The 21,687-nt window shown below is 44.6% G+C and carries 12 protein-coding genes; 7 read left to right on the top strand and 5 right to left on the bottom strand.

The window, feature by feature from the left end; all coding sequences use genetic code 11:
* Positions 1-35: 35 nt before the first annotated feature.
* Both QUA33_RS12630 and QUA33_RS12635 read right to left on the bottom strand, forming a co-directional pair.
* A complete protein-coding gene (locus tag QUA33_RS12630) occupies positions 36-1,487 on the bottom strand; it encodes an NAD(P)/FAD-dependent oxidoreductase (protein ID WP_333148882.1) in 1,452 nt (483 codons plus the stop codon).
* A 128-nt stretch (positions 1,488-1,615) separates the two neighbouring features.
* Positions 1,616-2,647, bottom strand: coding sequence for a glycosyltransferase family A protein (locus QUA33_RS12635; protein WP_333148883.1), 1,032 nt, complete (start codon positions 2,645-2,647; stop codon positions 1,616-1,618).
* A gap of 606 nt (positions 2,648-3,253) precedes the next feature.
* Here QUA33_RS12635 and QUA33_RS12640 point away from each other — a divergent pair.
* The gene (locus QUA33_RS12640) at positions 3,254-4,354 is read left to right on the top strand and encodes a glycosyltransferase family A protein (RefSeq protein ID WP_333148884.1); all 1,101 of its coding nucleotides are present in this window, start codon (positions 3,254-3,256) and stop codon (positions 4,352-4,354) included.
* 233 nt (positions 4,355-4,587) lie between these two features.
* On the opposite strand, the gene QUA33_RS12645 is transcribed toward QUA33_RS12640, so the two are convergent.
* The gene (locus QUA33_RS12645; protein WP_333148885.1) at positions 4,588-5,127 is read right to left on the bottom strand and encodes a Dps family protein; all 540 of its coding nucleotides are present in this window, start codon (positions 5,125-5,127) and stop codon (positions 4,588-4,590) included.
* Between QUA33_RS12645 and QUA33_RS12650 the strand changes: the two genes are divergently transcribed.
* The 4 genes from QUA33_RS12650 to QUA33_RS12665 all read left to right on the top strand — a co-directional run bounded on the left by QUA33_RS12650 (position 5,127) and on the right by QUA33_RS12665 (position 10,881).
* The gene (locus QUA33_RS12650; protein WP_333148886.1) at positions 5,127-5,372 is read left to right on the top strand and encodes a hypothetical protein; all 246 of its coding nucleotides are present in this window, start codon (positions 5,127-5,129) and stop codon (positions 5,370-5,372) included. The two genes, QUA33_RS12645 and QUA33_RS12650, sit on opposite strands and share 1 nt — an antisense overlap.
* A gap of 697 nt (positions 5,373-6,069) precedes the next feature.
* Complete coding sequence (gene hetZ, locus QUA33_RS12655; protein ID WP_333148887.1) at positions 6,070-7,251, top strand: heterocyst differentiation protein HetZ; 1,182 nt, start codon at positions 6,070-6,072, stop codon at positions 7,249-7,251.
* Positions 7,244-8,314: a hypothetical protein gene (locus tag QUA33_RS12660; RefSeq protein WP_333148888.1), complete on the top strand. Its 1,071-nt coding sequence runs from the start codon at positions 7,244-7,246 to the stop codon at positions 8,312-8,314. Before hetZ ends, QUA33_RS12660 begins: the two co-directional genes overlap by 8 nt.
* A 203-nt stretch (positions 8,315-8,517) precedes the next feature.
* The gene (locus QUA33_RS12665; RefSeq protein WP_333148889.1) at positions 8,518-10,881 is read left to right on the top strand and encodes a transglutaminaseTgpA domain-containing protein; all 2,364 of its coding nucleotides are present in this window, start codon (positions 8,518-8,520) and stop codon (positions 10,879-10,881) included.
* Between the two features lie 122 nt (positions 10,882-11,003).
* Here QUA33_RS12665 and QUA33_RS28235 read toward each other — a convergent pair whose 3' ends face one another.
* Positions 11,004-11,321, bottom strand: coding sequence for a transposase (locus QUA33_RS28235; RefSeq protein ID WP_445243241.1), 318 nt, complete (start codon positions 11,319-11,321; stop codon positions 11,004-11,006).
* Between the two features lie 882 nt (positions 11,322-12,203).
* A complete protein-coding gene (locus QUA33_RS12670) occupies positions 12,204-12,986 on the bottom strand; it encodes a calcium-binding protein (RefSeq protein WP_333148890.1) in 783 nt (260 codons plus the stop codon).
* Positions 12,987-13,490: 504 nt separating this feature from the next.
* Here QUA33_RS12670 and QUA33_RS12675 point away from each other — a divergent pair.
* Positions 13,491-15,872, top strand: a complete 2,382-nt coding sequence (locus QUA33_RS12675) for a GAF domain-containing protein (protein WP_333148891.1) — start codon at positions 13,491-13,493, stop codon at positions 15,870-15,872.
* Positions 15,873-16,174: 302 nt separating this feature from the next.
* Positions 16,175-21,631 (top strand): AAA family ATPase, encoded by a 5,457-nt coding sequence (locus tag QUA33_RS12680; RefSeq protein ID WP_333148893.1) that lies wholly within the window; start codon positions 16,175-16,177, stop codon positions 21,629-21,631.
* Positions 21,632-21,687: the final 56 nt, after the last annotated feature.

The raw sequence follows: 21,687 nt of genomic DNA on the forward strand, positions 1-21,687 counted from the left end.
ATTTCCTTTCCCTTTCTCAACCCTCCAGCGTCAAATCAGGTTGATTGCGAGATTAAAGACGAATCTTTTTTTTCTTTTGATCGATCGACACTAAAATCTTCATAGTACGATCGCTCAGTATTCACATCCCACAAATCGTGCTTTTCGCCTAGAATATTTCTCACAGCCAGCATTCCCGTCAGCATGGAATGGTCTTGGTTGTTGTATCGGTGCATACCGTTTCGCCCGATCGTCTGCAAATTCTCAATTCCCTTCACAAAACCTTCAAGTACCTGCAAGTGTCCTCGATATTCGCCATCATAGACTGGATAAGCTTTGGGTTGGCGTATGACAACTCCATCTTCCACCTCGGCAGTTGTTGCTAAACCCAAACCAACCAACTCGCGAGTTGCTAATTCGATAAGTTCCGCATCCGACATTTCCCAAACGTCGTCGCCTACGCTACAGAAATATTCCATTCCTAAACAACTTTTGCTGGCGTCGGGAACTAAAGCGGCACTCCAATTCTTAAAGTTTTGAATTCGTCCAACTTTGACTTCGGGGGAGTGAATGTAAATCCAGTTGTCTGGAAACAAATCCTTGCGATTGACAATCAGCGATACAATCAAAAAATCTCGATATTTGAGCGATCGCGCGGCGTGCAATACCTCTTCTGGCGGCTGCGGTTTCAGTCTTGCTACCAGTGCCGATATCGGCATACTCGTAATGAAATTATCCGCCGAATATTGAACTACTTCTCCGTTGTGCTCCGCAGTAATACTTTTAATCTTATTACCTTCACGCTCAAAGCTAATGACTTTAGTATCGAGATAAACTTTGCCGTCTTTATTCTCCACAGCTTCCGCGAACTTTTCCCACATCATCCCCGGCCCCAAAGCCGGATAATCAAACTCTTTGATTAATGTTTTAGTGTCGTTGCTGCCAAACAAAGCATTAATAATTGCTGTCGTCAGCGACAATCCTTTAATCCGCTGTGCCGCCCAATCTGCTTGAATTTCCGAACAAGGAATGCCCCAAACTTTTTCAGTGTAAGTCTTAAAAAATGTTTTATACAAGCGTTCGCCAAAACGATTGATCACCCACTGTTCAAAAGTTTTTTCTTCCCGAAGCGGCCAAATTCTCACTTTCAGATAACTCAAAATAATCAGCGTACTCTCAATTATGCCCAAATTAAAGAGAGTATTGAAGGCACTGATAGGATAGTTAAAAAATTTACCTTGATAAAAAATTCGCGACAATCGCGGCACTTTAATAAACTCATTTCCCAGTACCTCTTGCCACAACTGCTGCACGGCTTCAACTTTAGTATAAAAGCGGTGGCCGCCAATGTCGAAACGATAGCCTTTGTAGCTTTCGGTGCGAGCTATTCCCCCAACTTTATCACCTTTTTCTAGTACAACAGGGATAATGCCTTGCTTGACTAGCTCGTAGGCAGCAGTCAAGCCCGCAGGACCTGCACCGACGATCGCAACAGGATAATGTTTCACTCAGCCTACCTCCAGCTTTTTTATCAAAACTATACAGTTATTTATAACTTGTCAAAGGGATCGATGCACCCGTGAATACCCTGAGAAACTATCGATCTACCTGATGTTTAAGCACAAATTACCTTGATTTATTGAGCCGATACTGGCAACCTAACTTTCCCAGTCACAGGCTTTTTTTGGTATAAGTAGCGACCTGTCCCGATCGCGAATGCCAGTCCGCTGTAAAAATAGAAAAGCCAGTGCCACGGAATAGTTTTCAGGGCAAATAGGATACCGTGTTTACGGTGAAAAAATCTGTAAAGGGGTGCATTAATTGCTACCAGTGGTATAGCCAGCAAACCAGCCAGTAGCAAAAAGCTCAGCGACCAGCACGTCCCCAAAATTGCCAGCAGCACTGCATAAGTTAAAATCACGCTGATGCGGTTTGAAACTTGCAAGTTGAGGTCGTTATTCAATTGGCGATCGCGCCAAATCAGTTCTGTCCAAGGCAGTGCTCGGTAGAAAAAGTCAGCTTTCACCATCCCCATAGGTTTCCACTGCTTTAAATGCTTCACCTGCAAGGTTTTGCACAGCCGAATGTTATAACCTGCTTGTTTCAAACGGTAGCCGAACTCAATATCTTCGATCGAAGCTTGGCGGTAACTCTCATTAAAGCCGCCCATTTGCAAAAAAATTTCCCGGCGAATCACTCCGCAAGCGCCCCAAAAAGTCGAAGCTTCTTCGTTACCTGTTTGGTGTACGTAGTGATGCAGCAAATTCCTGTACTGCGATAGAAAATCAGGATCTCCAGGAGCATCGTCGTAAGAGCCAATAAAAGCAGCTAAGTAAGGATTGTTTTTGAACACCGAAATCGCATAGCCCACGGCTTCTGGACAAACAGCGACATCAGCATCCACAAAAAACAGAATATCTCCCTTTGCAGCTTGGGCACCCAAATTCCTTGCCCGCGCTGGCCCCCCGCACTCGGGAATCCTGATGACTTTGGCGCCGAATTCCTTGGCCAGACGCCAAGAACCGTCACTTTCGCCATCTGCTACTACAATAATCTCGATCGGCCTGGGCACAGCTTGAGCCAGTTTTGACAAACAGGTGCGGAAGTAAGCGCCCCCGTTGTGGACTGGGATAATAACGGATACAGTGGGGTCGGCGGTAGAAATCATTACCTAAATTGTTTAAATTGCAGGGGCTAAAATTTGCTGGAATTTTATTGGTGCTACTTTACGAAGGGTAAAATCAGCTCTACTTTTTTATTTATAACTCGATTTCTGTTTGTCTTCAACTAGATTTTTTTCTGGTATTTTCGATTTGATTTTCCCCATTCTTACCTCTATTTTACGCCATATCTTGCTGAGACTGACCTGAGGTAGACAACAGCTTTACAAAATCTTTAAATATATCATTGTTTGTGTAAACTTGGGAAAAAGCCCCAGCAGCATTTTGATGCGGCTGTGTTGCAATGCACAAGACTTTGATTTTATAAGTAGGCACACCGTATAAAATCAAACATCGTTTATACGGACACCCGGAAGCTGTCAGGAGTTGCGCGGTACAATTTCTTTTACAGACCTCATCCGCGAGAGACTCCTGCACCAAGTCTCGATCGCGACTGCGGACTCAATGCACATTTTATGAGTTTTGGCAATATATTTTAAATATACGTCTTAAAATTTCCGACGCTGTACGATCGAGCTTTGGTAATTTGCTAACATACCCTTAGCCAGCTCCCTGTGAACCAAAAGTTTTACCTAAACCATTTTTTACATTACATGAATCCCTCACAAAATACTTTAAATCAGCCATTAGTTTCAGTCATCATACCAGCTTTCAACGCTGACAATTTTATTGCTAAAACCTTAGAGTCTGTCTTATCTCAAACTTATCAAAACATAGAAGTTTTAGTAGTTGATGACGGCTCTACAGATACAACAGCCGGAATAGTCCAATCTTTTGCTCAAAAAGATAGCAGGGTCAGCTTATTCCACCAATCAAATGCCGGTGTCGCCGTCGCCCGCAACCTAGCAATTGAAAAATCAAAAGGCGCATATATTGCTCCCATCGATGCTGATGATATTTGGTATCCGCCAAACCTAGAAAAACAAGTAAAATGCCTGACTTTCTCACCACCCTCTGTCGGAGTTGTCTATTCCTGGTCAGTTGATATAAATGAAAAAGACTTGCTCACAGGTGGATTTTATAACTCCACCATCGAAGGAGAAGTTTACACATCATTAATTTATAAATATTTTATAGGCAATGCCAGCTCATCTCTAATCCGCCGCGTTTGTTTTGCAAAAGTCGGCGGTTACAACGGCAAACTTAAACTAGAAAACGCTCAAGGCTGCGAAGACTGGGAACTTCACCTCCGCATAGCCGAACATTATCAATTTAAAGTCGTACCAGAATACTTAGTTGGCTATCGGCAGATTGCCAGCAGTATGTCTAGCAACTATGCAGCAATGGCAAAATCTCATTCTTTAATTATGGCAGATGTCAGACAGCAACATCCCGAAATTCCCAGCAGCATTTATCGGTGGTCTAGCAGCAATTTTTACATTTACTTAGCTGTCAAAAGCAACCGCAGCGGCAATCACCGGAGTACATTATCTTGGCTGTATCGAGCTTTCAAAGAAGATTTATCAATGGCACTTTTGCGCCATAATTTGTATCTGCTCTTAATAGAAAGTATATTAAAAATAATATTTACACCGCTAACTGTATCAGGGTTAGAGTTAAAACCAGCATCAGAATCGAGTGAAGGGACGACACTGGCGAGGATTGAGACGCGGACGAAGGCTCACAGAATGTTGCCGTCGCAGGTATACGAAAGAATGCGATTCAACAGTTTAGGAAATCTAAAATCTAAATAAACCAAAAATTGTAAAACCCGGTTTTTTGAATAAACCGGGTTTTATAGGAAGGGAGAGGGTGTTTAATTATGCCAGCTTGCTCGATTAAGAATCAGAAAAAAGGGTTAAATAAAAACATCTAAGTTTTCCATTCTTCCTTCTTCCTTCTTCCGACTTCCATCGAACTGACATCCGTTACATCCTCAGAAAGCGAATCCGTTGCCGAACTTCCTTCTTCCGTCTACTTAATCTCTCTAAGCGTGAGAAGCTGTAGCAGTTTGAGCTTGCGGGTGCTTACCATCGGGCGAAATAGATTCCCCTTCAATAAACGAGCGCAACATCCAAGCCATTTGCTCGTGCTGTTCCATCAAACCAGTCAAAAAGTCTGCGGTTCCGTCATCGTTAAACTCTTCACCGCACTGTTCAACGTGTTTGCGGAGATTGCGAATAATCAGTTCGTGGTCATCAACTAAACGCGATACCATTTCCGTAGCCAAAGGCAAATCGCCGATATGTTCTTTAATCGAGCCATACTTGAGAAAGCCCTCAGCAGTACCAATTGGATAGCCACCTAAAGTTCTCACCCGTTCGGCCATAGCATCGATATTTAGTGTTAACGCTTGATAGTGTTCTTCCCACAACTGGTGGAGCGATCGAAACTGCGGGCCCACTACATCCCAGTGATACTTTTTGGTTTTGATTAACAGCAGATAAGCATCTGCCAGGTCGTGATTCAATAGTTCGATAACGCCTGCACGCTGCTCGTCCGATAAGCCTATGTTTAACTTACGCATTGAAAATTCTTCCTTCAACTCTAACTTTACATTTATTAGAACAAATTACGCCAGCAACTTACATCAACCCAGAGGACGATCGAAGACGATCGCACTTTAGTAAAATATCTGCTTTTCAGGTTACAGTAATTGCAATATTGATACCCTTAGATAGATGCAATCAAACTTATTGTTCCCAAGCGCCTTTGTTTGGCGATCGCACCGATTGGGCTGCAGGTGAGCCCCTGCTCGATCCCGCTATATAAAAAGGCTGCCCTCTGATTGTTAGTAAAAATCAAGGAATTTATGTCTTAGTTAACCAACATCTCACACACTTAATTGTGTGGGCTGCTTTAAATGACGACATAGGGGACTTGGAATTAAATATACCCCAGTTATCCTAGAAGGCTAGGAAACAGATTTTCTGACATCAGCGGTGCTGACCTCTGTGATTGGGATACTAGATAATGATATTGAGTCAAACCGTTAAATCGACGTTCCAGGATGCTACCAAGAAACAGACGGGCGATCGCCGTCTAAACTTTATGGCAAAAGTGGCCGAAGACCCAAATCAAATACAGCCGTGAAACCCTTCGCCCCATCTAGTAGACCGCCGGGAGAAGTTGGGTGCTCGCTTCACCTTCAGGAACACTTGCTGCTGTGACCACCACAGCACTAAGCCGAAGGTATCAACGGCAGTGTAGCGTTTTCGGCCCCATGAAGGCTTTGTCAAACCCGACACTCGGATGAACCATCGTTGCAATGGCAACTGTTTAAACCAGGTTTTTAGCGGATGGCCCATCCAGGACATATAAAAAAGCAGTTCTCTGTGTTTGCGCGAAGGAGGAGCTCGAGGGCATTGCAGTTTGTCCTATCTGGGGAATACGAGGTAAAGTAGCGGTAGGAAAGATTTATCCATACTTTTACTAACTGTGCTAATTTCATTGTTAGCTGTAAACCATCATGCGGGAAATCTGCCAGAGCGTGGAAACCATATTTCAACTGCTGTTAGACGAACTTAAAAAGTCCACTCGCGCGTCAGAGCAGAACTGCCAAGATGTAGCAGGGCGACTCGCAGCAGAAGTCAACAGGATATGCACTGAAAGCCAGCGGATTCAATCCTCCGGAGATATAGAAGGTTCAGCCCAGACCCTCGCTCAGCACCGCTTGCAACAATGCCTCCACTATTACAATTTAGGCTCCGGACCCGGGCGAGTAGAATTGCACAGTACCCTCAGCGCGATCGTCTATCGCTACATCACTCCTCCGCAGGTACAGTCTAGTTATCAGGCGCGAGTAGAACTGATCAAAGATTTTTTGCAAGGATTTTATCTCGAAGCTTTAAAGGCATTCCGGCGCGAAACCCAACTGCCACCCACCTACAGTCCCCGCACTCGCTTAGAACTAGCAGAGTACATGGCCTTTGTAGAGCGCTTCGGCAAGCGGCGCATTCCTTTGCCTCGGAACCGCAGCCAGCAACTAATTATTTTACGGGCCCAAACCTTTTCCCAGCAGCAGCCCAAAGAAACCTCCGTAGATATGGAACAAGCCGCCGACGGAGGGGCTTCAGATTCCGACCAAACTTGGAACGACACCTCGGTGCACTCAGTGCGGGAAGCGATGGCCGGACAGGGTTCGGCGGCAATTCGTCCCCTCGGCGACGAGTCAGAGTCTCTGCGGCAAAATGTGATTGACGAATTAGTGGGTTACTTGAAAGAGCGCAACCAACAAGACTGCGCCGATTACTTCGTGCTGCGGTTGCAAGACTTGCCGACTAATGAAATAGAGTCGCTTCTGGGCATAACTCCCCGCCAAAGAGACTATTTGCAGCAGCGCTTCAAGTACCATTTGCTCAGGTTCGCCATGTCGCACCGCTGGGAACTCGTTCACCAGTGGCTGGAAGCAGACTTAGACCGCAATTTGGGTTTGCTGCCTTCTCAGTGGCAGGCGTTTGGCGAGCAAATTGGCCCAGAAGGACAGCGTTTGCTAAAGTTGAAACAACAAGGTCTGTCAGAGTCAGCGATCGCGCAAAGCCTCGGCAGCACGGTAGCCCAGGTACAGAAACGGTGGTTTAAATTGCTGGAACTTGCCTGGGAATTGCGAAATCGTTCAGATTCCGGAGAAGGGGCATCTAGTGATGAATAACGAAACGAACAGGGATGCAGAGGCTTTCGATCGCCATTTTTTAGACTGGATATTGCAGGGGCCGATCGCGAATACCTCTAACGAAGATGAGGAAAACCTCTATCCATCCCCTCGCTCAGAAGAGTGGGGCGACACAGAAGACAATTCCGGGGTGGAATACTGGGAATGGGACGAACCAGACCCGCTGGACTATCAAGTGGGGGCGCACAGCAATGCACCCGCACAACCGCAGACAATTGGAGAAATACCGACCGTGCAAGACCGTTTTCAGACCTTGTTAAAAGAAAGGCTTAGAGCCGAAATTGAATCTAACCCGCCGCTGTTCCCCTGGGAAACAGAATTCAAAAGCTACGATCACGATTACCCAGACGATGTAGCCCCGCAATGGGTTCCTCCCCTACACCTCTGGACTCCCCAACTACAAAATATCAGGTGGGGCCGCCTGCCAATTCCGATCGCCCAAGGGGTTTTTGCTCAACTGCTAGAACCTTGTCAGGAACTGGTAATGTCGTCGCTGCGGCAAGGATCGAAGTTAGTTCGCGCTGTAGATAGCTTGTTTCCGGGCCAGTCTCACGAACTCAACGAGTTAGCTGGTTTAGTGCTTCGAGGTTCTTTGCGGGGACTTCTAGATTTAGAAGATTTCCCGACTTACGAAGCGGCGAGTACCGATCAACAAATGGTGCTGTCGCTGTTGGCCGCGAGGGAAATCATTGAGTCCCTAACTTTGGATTGTCCTGTGAATCAGCCGCCTGTTTCGCGGGAGTGGCTGACTGGTTTGGGTTCGCTAACTCTGGAAGCTCAATACCTGTCGAACCGCAACAGAGAACAGCCAATGCCGTGTTTAAGAGTTGACTGCCAATTTCCGGGGGCAGGAAGTTTGGAACTCAAGGGAGGAGATGCCGAAGCAACTGCACATCGTCCGAATTCCGGGCATTTAAGTGTGGAGTTGTTTGATCCACAACCGAACAAGACTTATGCTCTAGAAGTTCGATTCCAAAACTTCGAGACCAGACCTTTGATGTTTGCTATTCGTCCAATTTTAACCGGACAAGATAGCAACTAGAAAGGTCTAATTAGAGTAAATAATTTAGGTTTTTACTCGCTGGTTTGACCTCACACAAAAACAAATGCAATTCCTCGACTACTGTCGTGGAAAGCCAAAAATTTTAGATCTTAGTTAAAGCCCGCAGATTCATCGGTGGAGTCAATCTAAAATCTAAAATCTCCAATCTACAATCTACTGCTCGTTGACTTGGATGGGTGCACATGACAACTGATAACCTGCGAAATATACCTGTTTTGGGTAAACTGTGGGAGCAGATCGAGGCCATGCCTCCGCCGGTGATTGAGGATTCTTTACTGCTGCGAATCCTAGTTCAGTTGTTGGTAATTGTGGGAATTGTAGCTACTGACGTTGCTGCTGAAGAAGCCCAGAACCTGTGGGCTGTGCCTGTTAGTATTGTGGGAGCAACTTGGAGTTGGTACCGCCGCCGCGATCGCAATGTAGCTGCTAAGTTCTGCATAGCTATTGGAATGCTGGTGGCGCTGTTCGCTTTTTTTAGCCGCTTGGTGGGAGAATTGAATGATACGCGGTTAGTTTTGGCGCAACTGTTAATCCAACTTCAAGTGCTGCACAGTTTCGATTTGCCTCGCCGCAAGGATTTAGGCTACTCGATGGTAATCGGGCTAATTTTGTTAGGGGTAGCAGCGACTCTCAGCCAAACCTTGACTTTTGCGCCGCTGTTGTTGGTGTTTTTGGCTTTAGCGCTTCCGACTTTGGTTTTGGATTATCGATCGCGCTTGGGATTTGTGAAGCCAGAATCCATTGGCGAAAAAGCACAAGGTAAAGGGAAAAATGAAAGCCTGTCGCTATTTGCTGCTACTTTATCCCCAAAGTATTTTGGTTGGCTGCTGCTGATAACTGTCGGGTTGGGGCTGACTATTTTTGCGTTTTTGCCGCGCCTCCCTGGCTATCAGTTGCGGACTTTTCCGGTGAGTGCTCCTATTCAATATCAGGGGGAGTTTGACTCGCGCAGCATTCTAAATCCGGGGTATGTCAGAGGGGGAAATCAAAAAGGAACTGGCGGAGGAAGGGGGAGAAACCCAGACTCTGGGCCAGGAGAGGTGGACTCTACTTTTTATTACGGTTTCAACCAGCGCATCAATCAAAATTTGCGGGGGGAAATGAAACCCCAAGTGGTGATGCGCGTGCGATCGCAGGCTGCGGGTTTTTGGCGGGTGTTGGGATTCGACAAATACACCGGTCAGGGTTGGGAAATTTCTCGCAACGAACAAGCTCAAAAGGTGAATAGACCTCGCTGGTCTTATCAATTTTATCTGAATCCTTTTCCCAATGCGCCTCGCACTCAAGAGGTGATTCAAAGTTATACTATTGTTGCTCAGTTGCCGAATTTGATTCCGGCTTTAAACAAGCCGAGGGAACTTTATTTTCCGACGACAGAGGTGGCGGTTGATGCCGAGGGGGGTTTGCGATCGCCTTTGGAATTAGCGGAGGGCGTGACTTATACGGTGATTTCAAATGTGCCTTTTCGCGATCGAGCTTTGTTAGGAAAAACTGGTACTAATTACCCGAAAAATATTCGCAAGTTCTATTTGGATGTGCCGCCTAAAATTGCCCAGAAGGTGCGAGAAAAAACTGAAGAAATATTGGCAGCAAGAACTAGAGTATCTCAGTCAGACAGACCGATCGATTCTCCTTACGAAAAAGCTTTGTACTTAGCTCAATATTTAAAGCAAAATCCTAATTACAAAATAGAAAAAGCTTTGCCTTACTTAGAGGAAGGTGAAGATTTAGTCGAGGGTTTTCTGTTTGGTTACAAAAATACCCAGGATGGCAAAAAAGTTACAGGTGGATATCCAGACCACTTTTCGACGGTACTGACAATTATGCTGAGGTCGATCGGGATTCCGGCGCGACTGGCGGGGGGTTTCGATACGGGAGAATTCAACCCATTTACTGGTTACTACGTTGTGAAAAATACCGATGCTTTCTTGATGACGGAGGTATATTTTCCCAATAATGGCTGGTTTGCTTTTAATCCGATTCCCGGTTATCCGCTGATTCCGGCTTCGGTGGAAGACAACCAGACTTTTAGTGCGATCGAATCATTTTGGAAGTGGATCGCGGGTTGGCTACCGACTCCTCTCAGAAGCGGGCTCGATTCAGTCATAGGTTTTGTAATTGGCTGGATAACTTTGATTGTGGGCTGGTTTCTGGGACAGTTTGCTAAGGGCTGGGTGGGGTTATTTACTGGCTTGATTGCTGCGATCGCCTTTGGCTTTATTGGCTGGTTAATTTGGCAACTGTGGCGCAAGTGGCGCCACCGCCGCTGGCTGGCGAAGTTGCCGCCGGTGGAGGGGGTTTATCAGGAAATGCTGAAGGATTTGGCGAGTAGGGGATTTGTCAAGCAGAAAGCTCAAACGCCTTTGGAGTATGCTGAGGCAATGCGCGGCAATCATGCAACTGATGAAGCTGAGGTGATTGATGAAGTTTCGCAAGCTTACGTGCGGTGGAAATATGGCGGCGAAGCGGGTAATTTGAAGCAGTTGCGGCAGTTGGTGGAAAATTTGAGGCGATCGCACTTGAAGAAACTCAAAAAGTTAAGATAAAAATCGGCGATAGAAAGAAACTGTTGGCGAATGTCTGATGGGCCAAACCCCTCAGACATTCGCCGTCCTGAATAGGCAAAATGATGGTTTAATAAGACACCATATTACAGCACTTTCCTATGCTATGAGGTACAGTAGCAGCAATGAGTGAACCAATGTCTTAAATGGTTCGGACTCATCAAATTAAGGGCAACTCCTATGATCCTGCCAATCATCTCTGGGGTCTTGGGAGACAACATTCGCAAAAAAGATTTAAGCTGCGACCACCACATTTCAAGAGGATTAAAATCACGAGAGTAAGGGGATAAACAAATAAGCCTTGCACCTACGCTTTCAATCATTGAATTGATTGAGGTTAGTTTATGGGCGGGTAAATTATCCATTACTACTACCGCACAAGAGCCACAACTGAGGGCATAAAAACTTCTTAATAAATACAGAAAATGCTGGACCGTCTATTGAGTCATTCAGGGTCATTAATGCCAGCACTTTCTTAAGACTAATTGCGCGAATAGCTGGGACGAACGCTCCTCCATAAAATGGTTTGATTTCTCCTATTCTTGTCCCCAAAGGAGCATGGGCATGACTTCTAACCAAACGAGCGCATCATGGCTGTTTCGTCTAAAAATATGCTTGTTTTGGGTCTCGATATTTCGGAGTTTTTCCCAATACTCAACTTTTAGTTTTTGTACTCTTTCTGTTCCGGCTTGGCTACTGTACCATGTTTTTTTTCGAGTGAGCCCTAATTTTTTTTGGGGCGACACAGGCGGTCCGACTCACCGATTTTCCAGTCTTCTATCCCCATCATTCACACAATTCGCTCAAAGTAGCATTGGGATGACGAGCTAAAGCATTCTCTCACTTCCGTTTCTGCATCATTTAAATGACTGAATCGGGGTTTTCCCCTCTGTTTGGGAGGTGAATTTTCCTCAGTTTGTTGTTGCTTGACCAGTTTTTGAACTAGACTTTTAGTAACGTCTAAGCGAGCAGCTACTTTTCTCGCTTGACATCTTCTCTGCCAAATGCGCTGTCACTATTTTTGAGCGGAGGTCTCAATAATAGGATTTCATGAGCTTTAGCTATCAGGTGCTTTTCACTTCATTGAATCTCATAAAATCGGCAAGTGCTGTATTTACTTTCCCCGATTTTAAATTTCTACTTTTAGATGAGGCTAAAAAATCTCTAAAGGCATAAATGTTGTAATATCAATGCTGCAAAGTACGGTGGCGTATAGATAGCCTGCCCGCTATCTGTAGGGAAACGGCACTGCTGTTTCCCTACCCAGAACTAGCCCGATCGCTCGTCTAATTCCCTACACATAACTAAGCTAAAAACTGGAATTGAGAACCGTTAACTGCCAATGCAAACGGACTCGCTTGTTCAAATGCACCAGTAAGTTCAAAGCTGTTGGTATTTAAAACTATCCCGACAATCTGTCCGGTAATTATGTTCTCAATCACCATGTCGTTGATAATTCCGTCATTATCGTAAGCAATCAAATTGTTGTCTTCAAAGAAAAGGTCTAGTTCTGTTAAACCGTCCGTCAAACCGATGCGATCGCCCTCGTCAAAGTTAAAATCGGTAATGACATCTGCTCCATTTATACCAAATGCTTCATCGTTGCTTCTGAGCACGAATATATCACCACCGAGGCCTCCCGTGAGTACGTCAACTCCCCGATCGCCTGCTAAGAAATCGTCGCCTTCATTGCCTTCTAAATCGTCGTCTCCTTGCCCTCCCCGCAGGATATCGTTCCCGAACCCTCCGAAGATCAGGTCATTTCCGGCGTCGCCCCTAACTACGTCGTTGCCATCATTTCCATCCAGGCGATCGTCATCTTTCCCGCCGTAAATGATGTCATTTCCGCCGCCACCACCGATAATATCATTGCCATTATTTCCTAACAGACGTTCGTTGGAATCCGATGAACCTCCTATAGTATCGTTGCCATCGAGTCCCCAAACTCCCCAGGGAAAAGACGACAAATTTCCATTCCCTACGTTAATCTCATCGGGTGTAGCGAATCCCAAAAGACGTGGCCCGCCCCCAGCAAATACAGGAAATCCCGTCACATCGCCAATGAGATTGTTAACCGTTAAAGCCATAACTATGTCCTTTCAAAAATCCTGTTAGCTGTATTATATATGTTAATTCTTGCCTTGCCAAATAGCAAGTTAGATTGAAATTTTGGTCGCAAGTTTATTTGCTAAATTAGTGACAAGCAACCTGCTTGCCAATTATTAATTACCTACCAATTACCAATTCCCAATTCCCAATTACCAGGGCTGTGCCTCATTCAACCCAAAGCTGCTATATATCTCACCTCGGAGTCAAATAGCATTAATTGCTGACACTATCCGCTACTGTCTACCGCTTATAATGGGTGTTACCCCCCAGGCGGTAAACACGTTAATATCACCTATAACGTCGAGACTGAGAGGTTGTTTGTGAATAAAAGTAAAAGTCCCTGGGCCCATCGTCCGAGAAAAAACCCAGTTTCCGATACCCATACACAAACTTTACAAACAGGATCTAAGCTCTTTACAAAGCCATAATCGCCGATCGCTGACATTTTTTGGCAAAATCCACTGCTTTCAGGTGTTTTACTCATGTCTACTCCTAAATCGTCTTCCCATCAAAACAACAACTCCGTAAAATCGCCAGCGACAGATATCGTCCCAACAAAGCAAGACAGTAACAATCTGCCCAGCGAACCAAGTATAGAACAGCTACTGGAAGCTTTGGCGGGCCAAGTACCCAGTCAATCTTCTGAAATTGAACCCTTGAAAACGTGGAAACAAGATTTACAGCGACTGTTTCAATTTCTCGGCGACCGCCGCGTTTTAATCGCAGTAATGCAACCGGGAACTTTTGCCCTGCGGTACGCTAACGCAGCATTTTGCCGCTTGGCCGGTTGGGAGGAAACGTCCTTGGCAACTCAATCTACCAACGGTTTGTTTGCAGAAACCGACATCACTCTGCTGCAACTGTTCGAGGATGGGGACGGCAAAACAGCAGAACAATTGTACCGCCGCCACCTTTTACACTGGGTATTTAAGCAATATTATCAAATTGACATCGACGGTTTGCGGGTGCTAGAAGAACCTGTCACGGCGAGTGTAAAAAACCCCAAACACCGAGAACCCAGATTCATTGAATTTTGGCTGGGTTCGGAACAGTTAAAAATTACTCGAATTGACTCAAAAATAGATGAATTTGCGGATGTTTCTTTAAGATTAATGCCTGTAGCGGAACGGGAAGCTTGGCTGATGCAGCCCAATCAACTGGAAAATTTAGCCGATCGATTGCAGTTGGATAATTATCGCGTAGAAGGTTTGCTGCTGCTAGAAGGTTTTGATGTCACTGTGCAGGAGCAAATTCGGCGGCTGACTCAGTTATTGATCGATCGAGATTCGATGCTGCGGCCAGACAAATTTGAGAAAATCGATCGGTGTTTGCGATCGCTCTTCAATGCTGACGGCACTTTACTGCTGCGGCCCGACGGCGAACAGGTACAGCTATTAGTTGCAAAAGAGGGCGAACATTTGCAGCCGATTCTTTATTCAATGCACTCCCTAGAAGCTTCTCACTTTTTGAAGGCCACAGCAGCAAATCAAGTTTGGAACGTGCCAGACTTGCGTAGGGAGTGCGAAACCGAGTGCGATCGAACTTTGCGGAGAATGGGAACTCGATCGATGCTGCTGGTGCCCCTGGTAGTCAAATCCGTCACCCGCGAGGGGCGCGGGCAGCGGATTTTGGGTGTTGTGGGGCTGTTGTGCGATCGGCCAAACCACTTCAACGGCATTGACGCTCAACACGCCCAAGAACTCATTCCCGCCTTCATTGCAGCCCTGCGGCAAGCCATCCAGGAGCGGTTTACCCACATTCACAACATCCACCCCGCAGTCGAGTGGCGGTTCGCCCAAGAAGCAGAAAGGCGAAGTTGGGGACTGCCTCCAGAAACAATCGTATTTGCTGACGTTCATCCGCTGTACGGAATTTCGGACATTCGCGGTTCTAGCGACGAAAGAAACCGAGCCATTCAAACTGATTTGCTCGAACAATTTCGCTTAGGTTTAGTCATAGCTGATGCCGTTTGCCAAACACAAACTACCCACCTCGGCGAGCAACTGCGGCTCGACTTGCTCGACTACATCCAGCATTTAAAACAAAAAGTAACAGTCGATATGGAGGTGCGAGCCGCCGAGTATTTAAACGAGCATTTAGAAGTATATTTTGACTATTTTGTGCAGTGCGGGCCCAAGGTTCAGGCAGCCGTTGAAGCTTACCAAGCAGCCTGTGAAAATGAACACAACTGCGTTTACAGCGATCGCAATCGCTACGACCAAATGCTGAACTTAATCAGCACCAAACTCCAAGAAACCTGGGCCCGCTGGCAAGAAAAAATGCAGCAAATTCTTCCCCACTACTGCGACATCGAATGCACCGACGGCATGGATCACATGATTTATGTAGGAAAATCGATCGATCCCAAATTTAGTCAGTTTCACCTACACAGTTTGCGCTACGAACAACTGCGAGCTATTTGCGATTGTGGCCGCACAGTTTTTCGCCTGCAAGCCGAGTCTCAAATTAACATGGAACTCGCACATTTAGTATTAGTGCAGAATACCACGATCGACATTTTTCACAACGAAAATACCGAAAAAATGTTTGATGTCAAAGGCACTCGCGACATCCGCTACGAACTTGTCAAAAAGCGGATCGAAAAAGCCGTTGACAAAGACGCACAAGAGCGGATTACTCAGTCAGGGATGTTGACTGTTGTTTATTCCACCGAGGAGGAGTGGGAAGAATATCAGCAATACTTGCGCTACTTGTCTCGCGAAGGTTGGGTAGAGCCAAAAGTTCAGACTGGTATGGTAGAATCACAACAAGGAGTTAGCGGTTTAAAATTCGCCCGCGTGCGTATTTTGCCTGAACCGGAATCTATTTCTACTATCTGTGAAGTTACAGTAGTCAGCGATTGAGAACCAGTTCAATTGCCTGTTTGACGCAGAGTGCGATCGCTCCCATCTCCTGTTGTTTGACGCGGAGTGCGATCGCTCCCATCCCCCTGAAAAATTGTGCAGCGAAAGCATTCGGGACTCACACACAAGACCAATATTACATTTAAGATGTTTGTTGACACCAATGACCCAGGCCACATTTTCACGTAGTGTATCTTCCCTGTGATTGCGAATCGCAAAATACACGATCGTAATCACACCAAATCAAGATTAAGTAGTGTTAATCTAATAAAAATTAGCTCCTGTAATTTCTAACTTAAGTGATGTTAACCTTATCAGAATACCAAATAACTTCTACTCTGCACGAAGGCGTCGAAACAATAATCTATCGCGGACAAACACCGACAGACACGCCCCCAGCAATTCTGAAAGTTCTCAAAGCCGAATATCCCTCCCTCGAAGCCATTACCAGGCTCAAACACGAATATCAAATCCGCCAAAATTTAGACAGCGAACAAATCGTCAAAGCCATCAGTCTCGAAACATTTGACCACCGATTAGGAATCGTTTTAGAAGACTTTGGCGGCGAATCCCTCGCCCAACTGCTGGAAAGAGAAACCTTGAGCCTGCCAGCAAATTTAAACATCGCCATCCAAATAGTCAAAGCCTTACAATACCTGCATTTTCAGCACATTATTCACAAAGACATTAAACCCAGCAACATTATAATTAACTCGCAAACAAAACAAGTAAAACTCACAGACTTCGGCATTGCTACAAAACTCAACAAAGAAAACCCGCAATTTAACAATCCCAACTCAGTCGAAGGCACATTAGCCTATATGTCACCCGAACAAACCGGGAGAATGAACCGCACCCTCGACTACCGCACAGACTTTTATTCCTTTGGTATCACATTATATGAAATGCTGACAGGAAAATTGCCTTTCCGCAGCAACGACCCCTTAGAAATAGTTTACAGCCACATCGCAGTTCAACCAATATATCCCCATCAAATCAATTCAGAAATACCTGTCGCCATCTCAGAGATAGTGATGAAATTGATGGCAAAGAATGCCGAAGATAGATATCAAAGTGCTGCCGGATTGTTAGCCGACTTAGAAATTGCTTTGCATCAGTTACAAACCACCGGACAAATTGCCGACTTCATCCCCGGACGCTTAGATATTCTCAGCCAATTGTTAATCCCCCAAAAATTGTACGGTCGGGAAAATCAGGTTAATGAATTGCTAGCAGCATTTGAACGTGTAAGAGGGGGCTTAGCCAACAATTTGTCAGAAAAACAAGCAACCTTAGAACAAAAGTCGCCCCCATCAGGAAGCAGCGAATTAATGCTAGTATCAGGCTACTCAGGCATCGGTAAATCTGCAGTAGTTAACGAAGTTAGCAAACCAATTACCCGGTCAAAAGGTTACTTTCTCAGCGGCAAATTTGACCAATTAAAACGCAACATTCCTTATGCCTCCTTAATCCAAGCATTTAACTCCTTGCTGCGGCAATTGCTAACAGAAAGTGCACTTTCATTAGAAATATGGCGCACTAAAATTTTAACAGCAGTGGGAACAGACGGCCAAGTAATTGCCGACGTAATTCCCAAAGTTGAATTAATCATCGGCAAACAGCCAGAAGTCCCAGAACTCGCCCCCGTAGAATCCCAAAATCGATTTAATCGGGTATTCAAAGAATTTATTCGCGTTTTCGCCCAAAAAGAACACCCCCTAGTTATCTTTTTAGACGATTTGCAGTGGGCAGATTCAGCAACATTAAAGTTGATGCAAATACTGATAACTGACCCTGACCAAGAATATTTGTTGCTAATCGGTGCCTATCGAGACAATGAAGTTAGTCCGACCCACCCCTTAATTCAGACTGTAGAAGAAATTGAAAAAAATGGTACAATAGTCAACAATATCGTGTTGCAACCGCTGGATTTAGCAAATGTGACGGAATTAGTGACGGAAACCCTTAACATTTCCACAGAAAAAGTAACAAATCTAGCCGAGTTAATCTGGAATAAAACGGGTGGTAATCCTTTTTTCTTGACTCAATTACTCCAAGCACTTTATCAAGACTCTCTTTTAAAATTTGAATTTGATCACATTACAAATGAGGAAAGTCAAAGTGGCTGGTATTGGAGTATCGATGAAATCCAAGCCATTGGAATCACCGATAAAAGTGTGGTGGAACTGGTAGCTTCTCGCATTGAAAAGCTGCCCGCACCCACGCAAGAAGTGTTGAAGCTAGCAGCTTGCGTGGGAGATAAATTTGCTCTAGATGTGCTGTCACTTGTCAGCGAAAAGTCAGCTAATACTACAGCAACTGAACTTTATTCAGCTTTGCAAGCCGGGTTAATTCTGCCCTTGAGCGATGCCTATCGCATTCCTTTAGTTTTCGATCGAGCCGAATCAATCAATCTCAAATTAGACACTTCGCGGGTTAGTTACAAATTTTTGCACGATCGCGTTCAGCAAGCCGCATATTCGCTAATTCCCGAAGACCAAAAACAATCCACCCATTTAAAAATCGGTCGATCTCTGTTACAAAACACTCCCGAAGAACAGCTAGAAGACAACATCTTTGATATCGTTAATCAGTTGAATGTCGGAATTGACACAATTAGCCAACAGTCAGAAAAGACGCAGTTAGCAAAATTAAATTTAACTGCTGGACGCAAGGCAAAAGCGGCGGCGGCTTATGAAGCTGCTGTTAGGTATTTGCGGGTTGCTATGGAATTATTGCCTGCGGATTCTTGGCAAAGTCACTATGACTTAACGTTAGCCATTTACGAGTCAACGGCAGAAGCTGAATACTTAAACATCAACTATGAAGATTCAAAAAAGCTGGTTGATATTGTCCTGCAAAAATCTAAAACTTTACTCGAAAAAGTGAATGTTTATGAACTTCAAATCCAGTCTTATAACGCTCAAAATAGAGTGGTAGAAGCCCTCAACACAGGACTGGAAGTGCTAAAACTGTTAGGCATTTCTTTTCCTCAAAATCCCCACGCGCTACATATTATGGCGGGACTGAGTAATACCAAACTGAGCTTGGGATTGAAACGAATTGAGGATTTAGCTAACTTGCCAGAAATGATTGATCCCGAAAAACAAGCAGCCATGCGGATTTTATCAGGGATTCTCAGCAGTGCTATTCAGGCAAAACCCCCACTGATACCGCTGCTGGCATTTAGGATGGTCAAGCTGTGTATTAAATACGGTAATTCCCCTTATGCAAGTATTGCCTACGTTTATTATGGCGTAGTTATGTGCAAGTTAGGGGACATTAGTTTGGCATACCAATTCGGTCAACTGGCAATTAGGCTGTTAGACAAATTTCCCTCCCGTTCAATCAAAAGTAGAGTTTATGCAACATTTGGTTCTTTTATTCACCACTGGAAAGCCGCTCTCAAGTCAGGATTAGGCGATCTCAAAGAAGGGTTTAAAAATGGGATGGAAACTGGAGATTTGGAATTTGCTGGTTATGCTATAGGTGCATATTGCTTAAACAAACTGTCGATAGGAGAGCCTCTTGATTTGGTGGATCAGGAGACTGGTAAATATATGAAACTAATGCAGCAATCTCAACTTGAAATGGCTGTACAGTATATAAGTATAGCTAGCCAGACAGGCCTCAATTTGCGCGGTCAAGCTGTCGAACCCTGTCATTTAGTCGGTGAGAGATTTAATGAAGTCAAAACGCTCCCCATTTTAATAGAATGTAAAAACTTTTTTTTAGTTGGGTTGGTTTATAATGCCAAAACTCAGCTTAATTTTCTATTCAGAAACTACGCGCAAGCATTAGAAAATTCAAGGTTATTTGAGAAACATGAGGAGTCTGTAGCCGGATTTGATGTGGTTGCTCTGAATAATTTTTACTCCTCTCTCAGTATCATAGCTTTGTATCCCCAAGCTGGCAAAATGGAACAAAAGCAATATTTGGAAAAAGTGCTGCAAAACCAAAAAAAGATGAAAAAATGGGCCGTTCATGCTCCCATGAATTATCAACACAAATACGACTTGGTTGCAGCGGAAACAGCGCGAGTGTTGGGGCAAAATACCGAAGCAATGGAATTGTACGATCGCGCAATTGATGGAGCCGCCAAAAACGGTTACATTCAAGAGGAAGCATTAGCCTATGAATTAGCAGGAGAATTTTATCAAGCTTTGGGTAAAGAGATAGTTTCTCAAGCATATCTGACTAAAGCCTATTATGGATATATCCATTGGGGAGCCATAGCTAAAGTTAAACACTTAGAATCAACACATCCTTTCTTAGCAGCACAGACGCGCACAATTCCAAGCCCAACCCTCGATGTCACCCGCACTGCTACGGGAAATACTACCAGTAGTAGTTTAGGCGATTTATTAGACTTAACTACTTTTATTAAGTCGGCGGAAGCCATTAACGGTGAAATTGTTCTAGAAAAATTGTTGACCAAATTAATCAAAATTATTTTAGAAAATGCGGCGGCTCAAAAAGTAGTGCTGCTGCTGCTGAAAAACGATATTCTCTGCATAGAAGCTACTGGCACTCATGCGGACGATCACGTGACACTTTTACCGTCTATTCCCGTAGAAAACCGTCAAGATGTTCCCCTGTCGGTGATTAATTACGTACACCGCAGTCAAAAGCATCTGGTTTTAGACAATGCTACTGTTGCCGAACCTTTTAATGTAGATACATACATTCAGAAATATCAACCCAAATCAATTCTCTGTTTGCCGATGATTTATCAATCTCAGCGGCGCGGAATAATTTATTTAGAAAATGCTTTGACAGTAGGAGCTTTTACAGCAGAGAGAGTAGAAGTATTCAAAGTGTTAATCTCTCAAGTTGCTATAGCTGTAGAAAATGCTGGTTTGTACGCGCGCGAGAAAGAGAAATCTCAACAGTTAGAAAAATCTTTCAATGAACTGCAACAGGCGCAACTGCAACTCATTCAAAGCGAAAAAATGTCTGCTCTCGGCAACTTAATTGCAGGGGTTGCTCACGAAATTAACAATCCTCTCGGTTTTATTGCGGGCAATCTTGATGCTGCTGCTGAGGCTAGCTTAGATTTGATTGATTGCTTACAACTTTACCAAGAAAAATTTCCTAATCCTGGAGATGAATTACAGGATAAAGCATCGGAGATTGATTTAGAATATTTGATCGAAGATTTGCCAAAAATGCTTTTATCTATGAAATCCGGTACAGAGCGCATCCGCAATATTAGCAAGTCTTTGCGGACTTTTTCCCGCGCTGACAGTGCGAATAAAGTGTCAGCAAATATTCATGAGGGCATCGACAGCACTTTGATGATTTTACAGTATCGTCTGAAAGCTAAAGATACTCGCCCGGCGATTAAAATTATCAAAGAATACGGAGATATCCCGCCAGTTAAATGTTATTTTGGGCAACTGAATCAGGTATTTATGAATTTGCTGGCAAATGCGATCGAGTGTTTTGACGAATCCAATCAGGGTCGCACTTATGCTGAAATTGAAGCTTTACCGAATACGATCGCCATTATCACTCATCTCGGGGAGGATAACAACAGCGTGGTGATTAAAATCAAAGATAACGGTCAAGGAATGTCCTCGGAGGTCAAGTCGAAAATATTTGACCATTTATTTACTACTAAAGGAGTAGGAAAAGGTACGGGTTTGGGGTTGTCTATCAGCAGGCAAATTGTGGAAGAAACCCACGGCGGTAAACTAACTTGCGAATCGGTGCTGGGAGAAGGTTCGGAATTTGCGATCGCCCTTCCCCTGAATTAAGATTATGGAACTATGGCGTGTTTTAAAACCCGGAGATCCCTCCTAACCCCCCTTAA

Source organism: Microcoleus sp. Pol14D4 (assembly GCF_036701245.1).
Classification (GTDB): domain Bacteria; phylum Cyanobacteriota; class Cyanobacteriia; order Cyanobacteriales; family Microcoleaceae; genus Microcoleus.